Origin of the sequence: Ancylobacter mangrovi (assembly GCF_024752335.1) — a bacterium.
Classification (GTDB): domain Bacteria; phylum Pseudomonadota; class Alphaproteobacteria; order Rhizobiales; family Xanthobacteraceae; genus Ancylobacter; species Ancylobacter mangrovi.
Genome location: NZ_JANTHY010000009.1, coordinates 89,790 through 103,795, shown reverse-complemented (window position 1 = coordinate 103,795; position 14,006 = coordinate 89,790). Strand labels below are relative to the sequence as shown.

Here is a 14,006-nt window from a genome sequence, read left to right as displayed (position 1 = left end):
CCGCGTGCCGGAGCGGGCGGGGAGGACGGGCGCGAGGACTGGTGCGCCCACGGCAGCCCGCGCTTGGCGGCACTCTTGCATGCTGCTGCGCCTCCCGTGCCCCCTGCGCAGCGCCCCTTGCGCACTGCCCCGCGCAGAGGGCCATACTGAGCGTCCCGTTGCCGGAGGTGACCGTCATGATCCGCCTGTTCAGCCGTCTCGCCACCCGTTTCAGATCGAGCCCCGCCCGCCAGCGCACCGGCGGCGCCGCGCATCTGGCGGGCGCGACCAGCCTCGCGGCCATGATCGCCCTCGCCGCGGTCACCGGAGCCCATGCCGACACGCCGGTGAAGTTCACCCTCGACTGGGTGTTCCAGGGTCCGACCTCGCCCTTCCTCGTGGCGCTGGAGAAGGGCTACTACAAGGATGAGGGGCTCGACGTGACGATGGACCCCGGCCAGGGCTCGGCCGGCGCGGTGCAGCGTGTGGCGTCCGGCGCCTACGACATCGGCTTCGCCGACGTGAACTCGCTCATCGAGTATAACGCCAAGAACCCGGGGAAAGAGATCCTGTGCGTGTTCATGGCCTATGACTTCCCGCCCTTCGGCGTCTACGCGCTGAAGAAGTCCGGCATCAAGACGCCCGCCGACCTCGCCGGCAAGAAGCTCGGCGCGCCGGTGTTCGACGCCTCGTTCCGCCTCTTCCCGGCCTTCGCCAAGAAGGTCGGCATCGACCCGAAGAGCGTCGAGAGCGTCAACCTCACGCCCCAGCTTCGCGAGCAGTCGCTGGTGCAGGGCACGGTCGACTTCATCTCCGGACACTACTTCTCCTCGGTCCTCGACCTTGAGGCGCGCGGCGTAAAGCTCGACGATCTCGTCGTCTTCACCTACAGCGACGCCGGCATGGACGTGTACGGCAACGGCATCATCGTCTCGCCGCAGATGGCCGAGAAGCCGGAAGTCGTGAAGGGCTTCCTGCGGGCCACGATCAAGGCGTGGAAGGAAGTCGCGGCCAATCCCGAGATCGGCGTCGCCGCCGCCAAGAACCGCGACCCGCTGATCGACGAGGCGCTGGAGCTGCGGCGGCTCAACATGTCGCTGCAGATGAACGTGCTGACGCCCTATGTGAAGGAGAACGGCATGGGCGACGTCGACCCGAAGCGCTTCGCCCGCTCGATCAAGGACGTCGCCGACGCCTTCGGCCTGCCCGACGCGCCCGCGCCGGAGAAGGTGTTCACCGACTACTATCTCCCGCCCAAGGCCGACCGGATGGTCGCCCCCTGACGGCCCGCCGTCCGGATGCCCCCTTCGCCTGACACCGAAGCCTGCATGCCCTCACCTCCCCTCGTCGAACTGAAGAATGTCAGGCTCGCCTATGGCGAGGGCAGCGAGCGCATGCTGGCGCTCGGCGACGCCACGATGAGCATCGCCGATGGCGAGTTCGTCGCCGTCGTCGGCCCCTCGGGCTGCGGCAAGTCCACGCTGATGAAGCTGGTCACCGGCCTCCTGCCGCCCACCGGCGGCGAGGTGAGCGTGCGCGGCCAGCCCGTCACCGGCCCGATCAAGGGCGTCGGCATGGCGTTCCAGAACGCCACCCTCATGCCCTGGCGCACCACCCGCGACAACATCATGCTGCCGCTCGAGGTGGTGGAGCCGCACAAGCGGCGCCTGCGCGCCAACCGCGCCGAATACATCGCCCGCGCCGAGGCCCTGCTCGCCTCGGTCGGGCTCGGCGGCTTCGGCGACAAGTTCCCCTGGCAGCTCTCCGGCGGCATGCAGCAGCGCTCCAATGTCTGCCGCGCGCTGATCCACGAGCCGCAGATCCTGATGCTCGACGAGCCCTTCGGCGCGCTCGACGCCTTCACCCGCGAGGAGCTGTGGGGGATCATGCAGGCGCTGTGGCTGGAGCGGCGCTTCACCGCCGTGCTGGTCACGCACGATCTACGCGAGGCGGTCTACCTCGCCGACACGGTCTACGTGATGAGCCGCCGGCCGGGCCGGATCGTGAAGGTCCGCAAGGTGGATCTGCCCCGCCCGCGCACGCTGGAGACCACCTTCGAGCCCGCCTTCGTCGATATCGTGCACGAGCTGCGCGAGCGCATCCAGCAGGAGCACGCCGAATGAGCGCCCTGCAGCGCCGCGCCATCCGCCTCGCCATGCCGTGGCTGACCCTCCTCGCCCTGCTGGTGCTGTGGGAGGTGGCCTGCATCGCGTTCCACATTCCCGAGATCGTGGCGCCGCGACCCACCCGCGTATTCGAGGTGGTCATCCAGCGCTGGGACCTGCTGCTGCGCTTCTGCCTCGAGACGCTGTGGACGACGCTGATCGGCTTCTTCCTCGCCATCGGCTTCGGCCTGCTGCTGGGCCTCGCCATCGGCGCCTCGCCCTTCATCTATTCCGGGCTCTACCCGCTGCTGATCGCCTTCAACGCCATCCCCAAGGTCGCCATCGTGCCGATCCTGATGATCTGGGTCGGCATTGGCGCGCTGCCGGCGATCATCACCGCCTTCGTCATCTCCTTCTTCCCGATCGTGGTGAACGTCGCCACCGGCCTCGCCACCATCGAGCCGGAGATGCGCGACCTGATGCGCTCGCTCGGCGCCAGCAACCGGGAGATCCTGGTCAAGGTCGGCATTCCGCGAGCGATGCCCTACCTGTTCGCCAGCCTCAAGGTGGCGGCGACGCTGGCTTTCGTCGGCTCGGTGCTGTCGGAGACGGTCGGCGGCAATCGCGGCATCGGCTTCCTCATGCTCTCGGCCAGCGCGCGCAACGATTCCGCGACCACCTTCGCCGGGCTGTTCGCCATCGCGGTGATGGGCGTGGGCGTCTACGCCGCCTGCGCGCTGATCGAGCGGCGCATGACCCGCTGGGCCTTCCGCGGCGAGCTGGTGCGGTAGATCGCGCCCGCATCGCTGCAGTGACGATTGCCGACGACCATCGATATTTTCATGAATTTGCCCACGAATACTTAATTCAACTAATTCCAATCGAACGTATTGGTCGAATTAGCGTTTCAAATCCGTTCGGCCAGCGGATATCTGCATAGGCGACTGCCGCGCCCCTGCGCGAGCCCCTTCGTCGCCAATGCGGAAGAACGTCCATGTCGAGATCCCGCCCCGGACCGCGCGCCGCCGCCGTGCTGCTGGCCGCCCTGCTCGCCTTCACCCTCGCCCCGGCCGCCCGCGCCGACGACGCTCCCACCCCCGCGCAGGCCCGCCACGTGGTCGCCATCGGCGGCGCGGTGACGGAAATCCTGTTCGCGCTCGGCCTCGGCGATCGGGTGATCGCGGTCGACACGTCGAGCACCTACCCGCCCGAGGCACTGGCGAGCCGCCCCAATGTCGGCTACATCCGCGCGCTTTCGCCGGAGGGCGTGCTCTCCGTCGGGCCCGATCTCATCATCGCCCAGGAAGATGCCGGCCCGCCCGACGCAGTCGCGGTGCTGAAGGGCGCCGCCATACCGTTCGAGACCATTCCGCTCGCCCGCGATCCGGCGGATGTGAGCGCCAACATCCGGGCCGTCGCCACGCTGATGGGCGTGCCCGCGCGCGGCGAGGAACTGGCCGGCGCCGTGGAACGCGACTTCGCCGCGCTCGCCGCCATGCGGGCGAAGATCACCTCGCCGCGCAGCGCGACCTTCGTCCTCTCCGCCTCCGGTGCTGCGCCGGTGGTGGGCGGCTCCGGCACCAGCGCGGACGCCATGTTCCATCTCGCCGGCGTCGAGAACGCGATGGCCGGCGTGCACGGCTACAAGCCCGCCGTCGACGAGGCGGTGCTGGGCGCCGACCCCTATCTCATCATCCTGATGAAGGACCGCGGCCACGGACTCACCGACGCGGCGGTCGCGCAGATGCCGGCCTTCGCCGGCACGCAGGCCATCGCCGCCGGGCGGCTCCACCGCATGGACGGCGGCTACCTGCTGAACTTCGGCCCGCGCACGCCCGAGGCCGCCCGCGACCTCGCAGCTCTCGTCTATCCCGAGCTCGACCTGCCGGCGATGCCGTCCCATCCCTGGACCCGGGGCTCCGACACGCCGTGAGCGAGACCGCCCTGCCTCTCGCGGCCGCCCGTGGCGCGCGAGCGTCCCGCGCCTGGCTCGGCATCGCCCTGTGCGGCGCGCTGCTCGTCCTCGCTTTCCTCGCCTCGCTGGCAATCGGCCCGGTGACCATCGCCCCGGGTCAGGTGGCGACGATCCTCATCGACGCGCTCGCCGGCAAGCGCGCGACCGGCGGCGCGGCGTTGCGCGAGGCGGTGATCGTGCTCGATATCCGCCTGCCGCGCACCCTGCTCGGCCTGCTGGTCGGCAGCGGCATCGCCACCGTCGGGGCCATGATGCAGGGCATCTTCCGCAACCCGCTCGCCGATCCGGCGCTGATCGGCGTCTCAAACGGCGCGGCACTGGCCGCCGTGACCTGGATCGTGCTCGGCACCCATATCGCCCTCCTGCTGCCGCCCGTGCTCGCCGATGCCGGGCTGCCACTGATGGCCTTCCTCGGCGCGCTGCTGGCGACGCTGACGCTCTATGCCATCTCCACCCATCAGGGCCGCACCTCGGTGCCGACCATGCTGTTCGCCGGCATCGCCATCGGCGCGCTGGCGGCGGCGGGCACGGGGGTGATGATCTTCATGGCCTCCGACCAGCAGCTTCGCGACTTCACCTTCTGGTCGTTCGGCAGCCTCGGCGGAGCGACCTGGCGCAAGGTGCTCGCCGCCCTGCCCTTCATGGCCGCGCTGGCGCTCGCCGCCGCGCGCCTTGGTCGCCCGCTCGACGCGCTGGCGCTGGGCGAGGCGGAAGCCTTTCATGTCGGCGTCGACGTGCAACGCACCAAGCGGCTCGCCGTCGCCGGCATCGCGGCCGGCACCGGTGCCGCCGTGGCCGTCGCGGGAGTGATCGGCTTCGTCGGGCTGGTGGTGCCGCACCTCATCCGGCTGGTGATGGGCCCCGGCCACCGCACGCTGCTGCCCGCCGCCGCCCTGCTCGGCGGCGCGCTGCTGCTCGGCGCCGACGTCATCGCCCGCACCGTCGCCAGCCCGGCCGAGCTCCCGCTCGGCGTCGTCACCGCCGCGCTCGGCGCGCCCTTCTTCATCGGGCTGCTGCTGAAGCGCCGCGCGGCCCTGTTCGGCTAGCGCCATGTACGCCGCCCTCGACATCGAGATGACTGCCTCGGGACGCGCGCTGCTCGCGGGCGCGAGCGCCGCGATCGCGCCGGGCCGCATCACCGTGCTGATCGGCCCCAACGGTGCGGGCAAGTCCACCCTTCTCAAGGTCATCGCCGGCGAGCTGCGCCCGCAGCGCGGCCATGTGCGGCTCGAAGGCTCCGACATCGCGACACTGCCGCCGGCCCGCCTCGCCCTGCGGCGCGCGGTCGTGCCCCAGCACGCGCAGGTCGCCTTTCCCTTCACCGTCGCCGAGGTGGTCGCCATCGGCACGCCGAGCGGGCGGTTCGACCCTGCGCCCGTCGCCCGCGCGCTGGCCGAGGTCGAACTCTCCGGCTTCGAGCATCGCGCCTATGAGAAGCTGTCGGGCGGGGAGCGCCAGCGCGTCCAGCTCGCGCGCGCCCTGGTGCAGCTCGACCCGGGCCGGCGCGAGGCGGGCCATGGGGACGGCTACCTGCTGCTCGACGAGCCCACGGCGAGCCTCGACCTGGCGCAGCAGATCCTCGTCGTTCGGCTGATGCGCAAGCTCGCCACGACGCGGGGAATCGGCATTCTCGCCGTGCTGCACGACCTCAACCTCGCCGCCATGGCGGCCGACCAGATCGTGGCGCTGAAGGAAGGGCGCGATGTCGCCAGCGGCACGCCGCGCGAGATCATCACCGACGATGCGCTGGCCGCGCTCTACGGCGTCGCGGCGCGGGTCGGCTGGGCGCCGGGCACGCCGTTCCTGCTGCCGCAGTCGCTCGACCGCTGACGAGAGACGGCGCGCCGGCGGTCAACGGCTGCCGGCGCCTTCCGGGCCCAGCTCGTCACCGATCAGGCCGAGCACATGGTCGAAGGCCGCGCAGGCGGCCCGCTCGGCCGCGCGCTCGCCGTCCTCGTCGAGTTCCACCGCGTCGAGCGCGGCGGTGAAGCGGCGCCAGTGCAGCCCCCGCCCTTCCGGGTGGCCGGCGAGATGGCGCGCCCCAAACGTGTCGGAAAAGCCGATCTTCGCCGCATCCTTGGCGAGGAAGGCCGCGCCCATGTTCGAGCCCTCGACCACATAGAGCCAGCCCAGCGCCTCGGCCTGCGGCAGGCACGGCCCGAAGGCGGCGTCCGGCGGCGCGAGACCGAGATCGGCGAGATCCTGCTCCAGCGCCGCGAGACGCGAGCGCATCAAGAGGTCCGGCAGCAGCGCGTGCATGGCCGGGTCGGCATAGAGCGGCTCGACATGCCGGTGCAGCCGGTACTGGAACCGCAGGAAGCGCGCATAGCTCTCCCGGTCGGCGAAGGGGTTCGCCGCCATCACCGCATGGTCCACCCGCTCATGGGCGGCGCTGGTCGCCGCCCGGAGCCGCTTCGCACGGGTCTCGGTTCCCGCATCCGTCGCGATCGTCATCATTCGTCCTGCTTCAGGAGTTCCGCCTCGGCGGTCGTCACTTGGTGATCAGCGCCGGCTCGGCCTGCGCGACCTCGCCACCACCGAAGCGGACCGTCAGCCCCGCCTTCACCGTCAACCCCGCGCTCGGCAGGAAGTTCTGATACTGGGTATATTGCTCGTCGAGAAGGTTCTCGACAGAGAACCGCACAAGCGTGTTCTCGTTGGGCTGGTAGCCCGCATAGAGGCTGACGAGGTTGAAGCTGTCGGTCGCGTCGTAGACCGAGTTGGTCGGCAGGTCGCTCGCGGTCACAGCCGCCACCGCCGTCCAGCGCGCCGCGACCGTGAGCTTGCCCTCCCAGAAGCGGAAGCCGAGCGTGGTGGTGATCTGGTCGGGCTGCACGGTGGAGAGCGGCTGGCCTTCGTCCGGCCCCGCCGTCACCTCGCCGGTCATCGTCTGGCCGGACAGGCCGAGGAACCACTTGCCGGCATCGTAGGTGCCCTCGAACTCGAAGCCGCGCAGCCGCGCCTCGTCGACATTCTGGTACTGGGCGAGCGAGTAGTCGTTATAGGCGACGCAGTATCCGCGCACCTGATAGATGCAGGCCGGGCTGCCATAGGTCACCAGCTCGATGTAGTTCTCGACATCGTTCTGGTAGTAGTTCGCCTTGATGCGGAGCCGGTCCCCGGTGACGAACAGGTTGTCCTGCTTGATGTTGACGCCGACTTCCTTGTTCTTCCCGATCTCGGCCTCGAGATTGGGGTTCGGCACGAAGCTGAACGGGGTCAGGCCGCCGGAGAAGACCGCCGGATGCGGGCCGGCCACCAGCGCCTCGGTCACGCTCGGCGCGCGGTAGCCTTCGGCATAGGTGCCGTAGACGGTCAGCCACGCCACAGGCGTGATGCCGAGGGTGAACTTCGGCGACAGCCGGTCGCCGCTGGTGCCGCCATCGGCCGAGCTGAGCGAATAGGCGTCGTAGCGCAGCGCCGCGATCGCCTCGAGCCAGGTCGAGTAGTTCGCCTTCCACTGCACGAAGGCGCCGCCCACGCCGCGCTCGCCCGAGGGGTTGTAGCCCTCGCCGAAGCCGTAGTCGTCCGTGTTGTCGACGTCGTCATGGAAGTAGTCGCCGCCATAGGTGATGGCGTTCTCGACCGCGCCCAGGGTGAAGCGGCTGGTGTTGTTGGCGTCGAAGCCCACCGTGTCGATGACGAAGCTGCGCGGATCGCCGACGTCGCCGGTGATCAGGCTAGAGCTGCCTACGACCTTCACCTGATCCTCGTCCACGCGGTTCCAGTAGACGGAGGAGCGCCAGTCGAACAGGTTGTCGTCGGGGTTCGAGTAGTTCCAGCTCGCCGCGGCGGTCGTGTTGGTCACGTCCGTCGCATATTGCGTGGCGGTCGAGGAGGCAGAGCTGCCGGTGGTGAACTGGCTCTCATAGTTCATCACCTCGAACTTCAGCTCATGGAAGTCCGCCGGCCGGATGGTGGCCTTGGCGATGCCGGTCCAGGTCTCGTAGCCGGTATAGGCCACCTCGTTCCCGTCGCCGTCCTTGTAGTCGTCCTGGTTGCGGTAGGTGCCGCCGACGAACAGGTCGACGTTCTGGCCCACCCGCGCCGCGCCGAGCAGCGAGCCGTAGCCCATCGGCCCGTTGCCGGCGAACTCGCCGTCCGCCTCGACGCCCCAGGTCTCGTTCGGCCGCATAATGTCGTTGGCGTCCTTGGTGCGCATCGTCACCACGCCGCCGATGGCGCCCGAGCCGTAGATGTTCGAGACCGGGCCGCGCACCACGTCGACGTCGGCGATCAGCCCCGGCTCGACGAAGAAGGTGCCCGCCCCGTCGCCATGGCCGAGCTGGGTGAAGTTCTGCCGCGCCCCGTCGACGAACACCGCCACGCGGCCGAAATCCTGCAGGCCGCGAATGTTGATCGCGGTCTGCGTCGAGTTGCCGTTCTGGATAGCGGTCACGCCCGGCATGCCCTGGAACAGGTCCTGCGTGCGCATGGGCATGAGCATCTCGATCTGCTCGGGCCGCACCACGCTCACGGCGGCGAGCGTATCGATCCAGCTCTGCTGCGTGCGCGTGGCGACGACGGTGATCGGATCGAGCTCGACCATCTGGTCGGTCAGCACCACCTCGGCGGAGGACGCCGGCGTCGCGGCCGGCTCCTGCGCCAATGCCGGCGCCGTTGCCGTTGCCGCGGCCAGGGCGAGCAGCGAAACGCCCCACCCGGCGCTACGGGCGGAGAGAACCGAAGAGAGCCCGGGCAAACGGCGGATCACGCGTGTCATCATCTTCCCCTGACAGAACGAAGCATCGGTCGCGGAACGTCACCGCTCCCCGCCGGAAATCGATCAGGACGAAGAATCCCCCAACGTCCTGTACAGGGATTTGAGTAGATTTGCTTAATATCCGAGTCAACGAGTATGTTTTTACAGTATAAAAGTTCAAATCTACGTTTATTTGAACGATTTTAAACCACGAACGACTCGCGATCCCGCATAAGGCTTCGGCCGCTTATGCAATTTATACGAATTAAAAGAAGCCCCCCTCGCCGTCTCCAGCGACATGCCGCAACTGACGCCGGCAACGCCCATTGCCGGAGGCGGCATGCCCACAAACGAAGGGCGCCGCCCGCGCGCTGGCGGACGGCGCCCCTTCAGCGATCGTCGCTCGGGTCAGTTGTGGTTGAAGCCCGCCGCCTCGTCCGGCGTCATGGGCAGCGTCACCGGATGCTGGGCGAAGAACTCCACCGAGCGACGGATGTCGTCGATCAGCAGGCAGGCGAGGTCGTAGCTGACGCCGTGCCGCACGAGGATGCGCTGGATCACCAGGTCCTGCCGGTCGGCCGGCATCGAATAGGCCGGCACCTGCCAGCCGCGCGAGCGCAGCCGGTCGGCGAGATCGTACAGCGTGTAGCCGCCGATCCCCTGCTCCTCTTTCAGCTTCCAGCACAGAGCCGGAATGCCGTCGCGGCTGTCGCCGTCGAACAGGATCTCGAACGGGCCGATCTTGCCGATCTCCTTGGCGAGGAACTGCGCCGTCTCGTAGCAGGCGGTGTGGATCTTGCGGTAGCCTTCGCGGCCGAGCCGCAGGAAGTTGTAGTACTGCGCGATCACCTGCCCGCCCGGGCGCGAGAAGTTGAGCGCGAAGGTCGGCATGTCGCCGCCGAGATAGTTTACGTCGAAGATCAGCTCCTTCGGCAGGTCGTCCGCCTCGCGCCACACCACCCAGCCCACACCGAGCGGGGCGAGGCCGAACTTGTGGCCGGAGGTGTTGATCGACTTCACCCGCGGCAGCCGGAAGTCCCATTCGAGGGTCGGGACGCAGAACGGGGCGAGGAAGGCCCCGCTCGCGCCGTCGACATGGATCGGGATGTCGAGCCCGGTCTCGCGCTGCAGCTCGTCCAGCGCGTCGCTCACCGCCTTCACCGGCTCATACTGGCAGGTGAACGTCACACCGAGCGTCGGCACCACGCCGATCGTGTTCTCGTCGACCCGCTTGAGCACCTCTTCCGAGTTCATGATCAGCCGGTCGCCCTCGAGCGGGATCTCGCGCAGCTCGACGTCGAAATAGCGGGCGAACTTGTGCCAGCAGATCTGCACCGGGCCACAGATCATGTTCGGCTTGTCGGCGGGCAGGCCGGCCGCCTTGCGCTTCGCGCGCCACTGCCATTTCAGCGCCAGCCCGCCCAGCATCGCCGCCTCCGACGAGCCGACCGTCGAGCAGCCGAGCGTGCCCTGCGGGTCGGGCGAATTCCACAGATCGGCCAGCATGTGGACGCAGCGCGCCTCGATCTCGGCGGTCTGGGGATATTCGTCCTTGTCGATCATGTTCTTGTCGATCGACAGCGACATCAGGTCCTGGATCTCGTCGTCGACCCAGGTCTGGCAGAAGGTGGCGAGGTTCTGGCGCGAATTGCCGTCCAGCATCAGCTCGTCGCGCACGGCGGCGAAGACGTGGCGCGGATCCCGCTCGGCCTTGGGAAAATGGACCTTGGGAAGCTGCTTCAGGAGGTCGCTCGACGAATAGACGTCGTCGAGGATCTCGTTGCGCAGCTCGCGGCCGGAATGATGCGACGTCAAGGCTAGCCTCCCTCACCAGAGTATGTCGGTTATCCCGCGGCGCGGAACGTCATCGGCGCGGCACGATGGATGACTGTTCTGGCGCGACCATCGCGCCATCCGCCGATTGCGGTCAATGTGAGCCGGATATTGAATCACTCATCTTCGGACCCGTGAGGATAGACATATCGCCCATTCGCCGATACCGCGAGCGGGTAACGGAGCGAGGCTCAACCTGAGCGCCTCTCGAGCGGATCTCGGACGATGACGGGCATGGAGAGGCTGCGGACCCCGGACGACGAGGATGGCCATGGCGGCCCATCGCCCGGCACGCCCATGGCGACGGCCGGGGCGTGGCCCTTCGTCACGCTGCGCCGCTACCACCTGCCGGGCCGGCGCGTGGTCTGGCGCGACCGCCAGCACCGCAAGGGGCTCGCGCGCGAGGCCCGCGCGCTGGAGGCCCTGCCGGTCGCGTTCTGGCAGACGCAGATCTACAATTTCTACGTCGGCCTCATCTTCGCCGTCGGGTCGTTCCTGTTCATGCTCGGCAGCGCGCTGTCGCTGATCCCCGGCAACGCGGGGGTCCCGCTCCACATCGTCAACGCCATCTTCTTTGCCGGCTCGGTCCCCTTCACCACCGCCGCCTACATGCAGCACCTGCAGGCGGCGAATGCGAGCGCGTTCGCGCCCGACCCGGCCGCGCACCTCCCGCGCGAGCGCCCTTCCCTGATCGGCTGGCATCCGCGCAGCCCGGGCTGGCTCAGCACCTTCACCCAGTTCATCGGCACGCTGGCGTTCAACGTGAACACCTATGACGGGCTTCACGCCCCCGCGCGCTGGTACATGCAGGACCTCGCGCTCTGGCTGCCGGACATGGTCGGCTCGGTGCTGTTCCTGGTCTCCGCCTATCTCGCCTTCATCGAGACCAGCCACGGCTACTGGAGCTGGAAGCCGCGCGAGCTCGCCTGGCAGATCGTGTTCGTCAATCTCGCCGGCTGCGTCGCCTTCATGGTGGCGGCCGTCTTCGCCTACGTCCCGCGCGGCGCGGAGCCGGCATGGATCGGCGCCGCCTCGAACGCGAACCTGTTCGCCGGCGCGCTGTGCTTCTTCATCGGCGCCGCGCTGTCGATGCGCGAGAGCCGCCTCGCCGCGCCGGCGTAAGGGGCGTCAGCCGGCCCGCGCCGCCCGCTCGAGGATGCGCACGAGCTGCGCCGCCGCTTCCTCGACCTGCGCCGTGCCCACGTCGAGATGGGTGACGACGCGCATGCGGGTCGGACTCTCCACGCCGAGCCGGATGCCCTGCTCGGCGAGCGCGGCGGCGATCCCACCGGCCTCGATCCCGCAGCCGGACAGGTCGAGGAACAGGATGTTGGTCGTCACTTCTGCCGGGAACACCTTCACCCCGCCCGCGCCGTCGACCTTGCGGGCGAACAGGCGTGCATTGGCGTGGTCCTCGGCGAGGCGCGCCAGATTGTGGTCGAGCGCATAGAGGCCGGCCGCGGCCAGATAGCCGGACTGGCGCATGGCGCCACCGAGCCGGTGCTTCCAGTACCAGGCTTCCTCGATGAATTCCTTCGTGCCCGCCAGCACCGCCCCGACCGGGCAGCCGAGCCCCTTGGAGAGGTCGATCCAGGCGCTGTCAAAGCCGCGGGTGTGCTCGGCCATCGGCGCGCCGGAGGCGATGGCGGCATTGGGGAGCCGGGCGCCGTCCATATGGGCGGCGAGGCCGCTCGCATGGGCAAGGCGCGCCATCTCCCCGAGCGTCGCCGTCGGCCACACGCTGCCGCCGCCGCGATTGGCAGTCTGCTCGACCGATATCACCCGGCTGCGCGGCGAGCGGTGGCGCGGCGCCCGGATCGCGGCGCGCGCCTCCTCGGCGCTGAAGATACCGTCCGGCGTCGCGACAGGGCGGAACTGCGCCCCCGCGAGCGCCGACGCCCCCGCCCCTTCCGAGCCGAACACATGCGCGTTCGCGGCGACGATGATCTCGTCGCCGGGCCGGCAATGCACGAGATAGGCGATCTGGTTGCACATGGTGCCCGAGGGCAGGAACAGGGCGTCGTCCATGCCCAGCATCTGCGCCACCCTTGCGCACAGGGCGAGCGTGGTCGGGTCCTCGCCGCGCTGCTCGTCGCCGACCTCGGCCGCGCCCATCGCCGCCAGCATGCCGGCCGAGGGGCGGGTCGAGGTGTCGGAGACGAGATCGATCGCCCAGCTCTTGGTCGCGGTACCCTGCATCACTTTCCGGCCTCCAGATGATGGGCGAGCCGCTCGAACAGGCGCGCCACGTCATCCTCGTTGTTGTAGAAATGCGCCGCCGCGCGCAGATGGCCGTCCTTGCTGGCGACCCGCACCCCGTCGGCCGCCAGCAGGGATTCCATCCGGTCCGCGTCCGCGCCGCCGAGATCGAAGCTGACGATGCCCGCCCGCTGGTTCCACGGGCGCGGCGTGCGCAGTCCGAGCCCGTGCCGGTCGGCCTCCTCGATCATCCGATCGGTCAGCGCGTGCACCCGCGCCTCGATGGCGCCGAGCCCGATCGCGCCGATGAAGCGGGCCGAGCGGCGCTGCACGGCGAGGCCGAGGAAGTTCGGATTGCCGTATTCGAACCGGTGCGCGTCCGGCGCCAGCTCCGGCTCGGGATCGGTACGGTCGAAGGTGGCGAAGGAGTATTTGGCGGCGAAGGGCGGGCGGAAGCGATCGAGCGCCTCGGGTGCCACATACATCAGCCCCGCGCCGGCGACGCTCATCTGCGCCTTGTGCCCGCCCGAGGCGACCACATGCGCGCCGAGATCGTCGAGCCGCCGGTTCAGCACGCCGATCGCCTGGATGCCGTCGACAAGGAACAGCGCGCCCTTCTCGCGGCAGAGCTGCGCCAGCGCGTCGACATCGGCGCGCTCGCCGAGCCCGTAGGCGACCCAGGCGATGGACAGGATGCGGGTGCGCGCATCCACCGCCGCGCACAACGCATCGGTGCTCACCTGCCCGTCCGGGCCGGCGGCGACGATGCGCAGCTCGACCCCGCGCCGGGTGAGCGGACGCCAGGGGAAGGTGTTGTTCTCGTGCTCGGAGACCGAGATCACGACATTGTCGCCCTCGCGCCAGTCGAAGCCCTGGGCGACGATGTTCACCGCCTCCGAGGTGTTCTTCACCAGCGCCAGCGTCTCCGGCGCCGCGCCGAAGGTCTCGCCGACCGCGCGGCGCGTCTCCTCGACCTTGTCCATCGAGAAGGACAGCTTGCCGGCCGCCGGACCCTCGATGTCGGCGAACCAGTCGGCGGCGGCCTGCGCCGCGCAGCGCGGCAGCAGCGCCTTGCGGGCGATGTCGAGATAGGCGGTGGACTGCGTCGCGCCGAACTCGCGGCGCAGCGCGGCCCAGTCCGGCGTGCCGTCGGCGAGGCGAGGAACGAGCGGGGTCTCGTCCTGCGGCGGATGCATGGTCTTGTTCATGACGT

The 14,006-nt window shown here is 69.3% G+C and carries 12 protein-coding genes; 7 read left to right on the top strand and 5 right to left on the bottom strand.

All coding sequences use genetic code 11. The features are described from left to right. Positions 1–176: 176 nt before the first annotated feature. From NVS83_RS19620 to NVS83_RS19595, 6 genes are all read left to right on the top strand, one after another. Positions 177–1,262, top strand: a complete 1,086-nt coding sequence (locus tag NVS83_RS19620) for an ABC transporter substrate-binding protein (protein ID WP_258740813.1) — start codon at positions 177–179, stop codon at positions 1,260–1,262. 45 nt (positions 1,263–1,307) lie between these two features. Beyond that, positions 1,308–2,102, top strand: coding sequence for an ABC transporter ATP-binding protein (locus NVS83_RS19615; RefSeq protein WP_258740812.1), 795 nt, complete (start codon positions 1,308–1,310; stop codon positions 2,100–2,102). Then, entirely contained in the window at positions 2,099–2,875 is a 777-nt protein-coding gene (locus NVS83_RS19610) for an ABC transporter permease (protein ID WP_258740811.1), read from the top strand. The genes NVS83_RS19615 and NVS83_RS19610 overlap by 4 nt, the downstream gene beginning before the upstream one ends. A gap of 203 nt (positions 2,876–3,078) precedes the next feature. After that, positions 3,079–4,017, top strand: a complete 939-nt coding sequence (locus NVS83_RS19605; protein WP_258740810.1) for a heme/hemin ABC transporter substrate-binding protein — start codon at positions 3,079–3,081, stop codon at positions 4,015–4,017. After that, positions 4,014–5,105 (top strand): FecCD family ABC transporter permease, encoded by a 1,092-nt coding sequence (locus NVS83_RS19600; RefSeq protein ID WP_258740809.1) that lies wholly within the window; start codon positions 4,014–4,016, stop codon positions 5,103–5,105. The genes NVS83_RS19605 and NVS83_RS19600 overlap by 4 nt, the downstream gene beginning before the upstream one ends. Before the next feature lie 4 nt (positions 5,106–5,109). Continuing rightward, on the top strand, positions 5,110–5,889 hold the full coding sequence (locus NVS83_RS19595) for a heme ABC transporter ATP-binding protein (RefSeq protein WP_258740808.1): 780 nt from the start codon (positions 5,110–5,112) through the stop codon (positions 5,887–5,889). Between the two features lie 21 nt (positions 5,890–5,910). On the opposite strand, the gene NVS83_RS19590 is transcribed toward NVS83_RS19595, so the two are convergent. From NVS83_RS19590 to gad, 3 genes are all read right to left on the bottom strand, one after another. Beyond that, on the bottom strand, positions 5,911–6,513 hold the full coding sequence (locus NVS83_RS19590) for a biliverdin-producing heme oxygenase (RefSeq protein WP_258740807.1): 603 nt from the start codon (positions 6,511–6,513) through the stop codon (positions 5,911–5,913). A 37-nt stretch (positions 6,514–6,550) separates the two neighbouring features. Further along, positions 6,551–8,668, bottom strand: a complete 2,118-nt coding sequence (locus NVS83_RS19585; RefSeq protein ID WP_258740806.1) for a TonB-dependent hemoglobin/transferrin/lactoferrin family receptor — start codon at positions 8,666–8,668, stop codon at positions 6,551–6,553. Positions 8,669–9,169: 501 nt separating this feature from the next. Next, on the bottom strand, positions 9,170–10,576 hold the full coding sequence (gene gad / locus NVS83_RS19580; protein ID WP_258740805.1) for a glutamate decarboxylase: 1,407 nt from the start codon (positions 10,574–10,576) through the stop codon (positions 9,170–9,172). Positions 10,577–10,828: 252 nt separating this feature from the next. Here gad and NVS83_RS19575 point away from each other — a divergent pair, with 252 nt between their 5' ends. Beyond that, complete coding sequence (locus tag NVS83_RS19575) at positions 10,829–11,716, top strand: hypothetical protein (protein ID WP_258740804.1); 888 nt, start codon at positions 10,829–10,831, stop codon at positions 11,714–11,716. Between the two features lie 6 nt (positions 11,717–11,722). Here NVS83_RS19575 and NVS83_RS19570 read toward each other — a convergent pair whose 3' ends face one another. Together NVS83_RS19570 and NVS83_RS19565 are read right to left on the bottom strand one after the other, a co-directional pair. After that, positions 11,723–12,793: a threonine aldolase family protein gene (locus NVS83_RS19570; RefSeq protein WP_258740885.1), complete on the bottom strand. Its 1,071-nt coding sequence runs from the start codon at positions 12,791–12,793 to the stop codon at positions 11,723–11,725. Next, positions 12,793–14,001, bottom strand: a complete 1,209-nt coding sequence (locus NVS83_RS19565) for an aminotransferase class V-fold PLP-dependent enzyme (protein ID WP_258740802.1) — start codon at positions 13,999–14,001, stop codon at positions 12,793–12,795. Before NVS83_RS19565 ends, NVS83_RS19570 begins: the two co-directional genes overlap by 1 nt. Between the last annotated feature and the right edge of the window lie 5 nt (positions 14,002–14,006).

Excerpts from the sequence above, each read along its gene's own strand:
- NVS83_RS19620 (WP_258740813.1), top strand. The coding sequence starts at position 177 with ATGATCCGCCTGTTCAGCCGTCTCGCCACCCGTTTCAGATCGAGCCCC.
- NVS83_RS19615 (WP_258740812.1), top strand. The coding sequence starts at position 1,308 with ATGCCCTCACCTCCCCTCGTCGAACTGAAGAATGTCAGGCTCGCCTAT.
- NVS83_RS19610 (WP_258740811.1), top strand. The coding sequence starts at position 2,099 with ATGAGCGCCCTGCAGCGCCGCGCCATCCGCCTCGCCATGCCGTGGCTG.
- NVS83_RS19605 (WP_258740810.1), top strand. The coding sequence starts at position 3,079 with ATGTCGAGATCCCGCCCCGGACCGCGCGCCGCCGCCGTGCTGCTGGCC.
- NVS83_RS19595 (WP_258740808.1), top strand. The coding sequence starts at position 5,110 with ATGTACGCCGCCCTCGACATCGAGATGACTGCCTCGGGACGCGCGCTG.
- NVS83_RS19590 (WP_258740807.1), bottom strand. The coding sequence starts at position 6,513 with ATGACGATCGCGACGGATGCGGGAACCGAGACCCGTGCGAAGCGGCTC.
- NVS83_RS19575 (WP_258740804.1), top strand. The coding sequence starts at position 10,829 with ATGGAGAGGCTGCGGACCCCGGACGACGAGGATGGCCATGGCGGCCCA.
- NVS83_RS19570 (WP_258740885.1), bottom strand. The coding sequence starts at position 12,793 with ATGCAGGGTACCGCGACCAAGAGCTGGGCGATCGATCTCGTCTCCGAC.
- NVS83_RS19565 (WP_258740802.1), bottom strand. The coding sequence starts at position 14,001 with ATGAACAAGACCATGCATCCGCCGCAGGACGAGACCCCGCTCGTTCCT.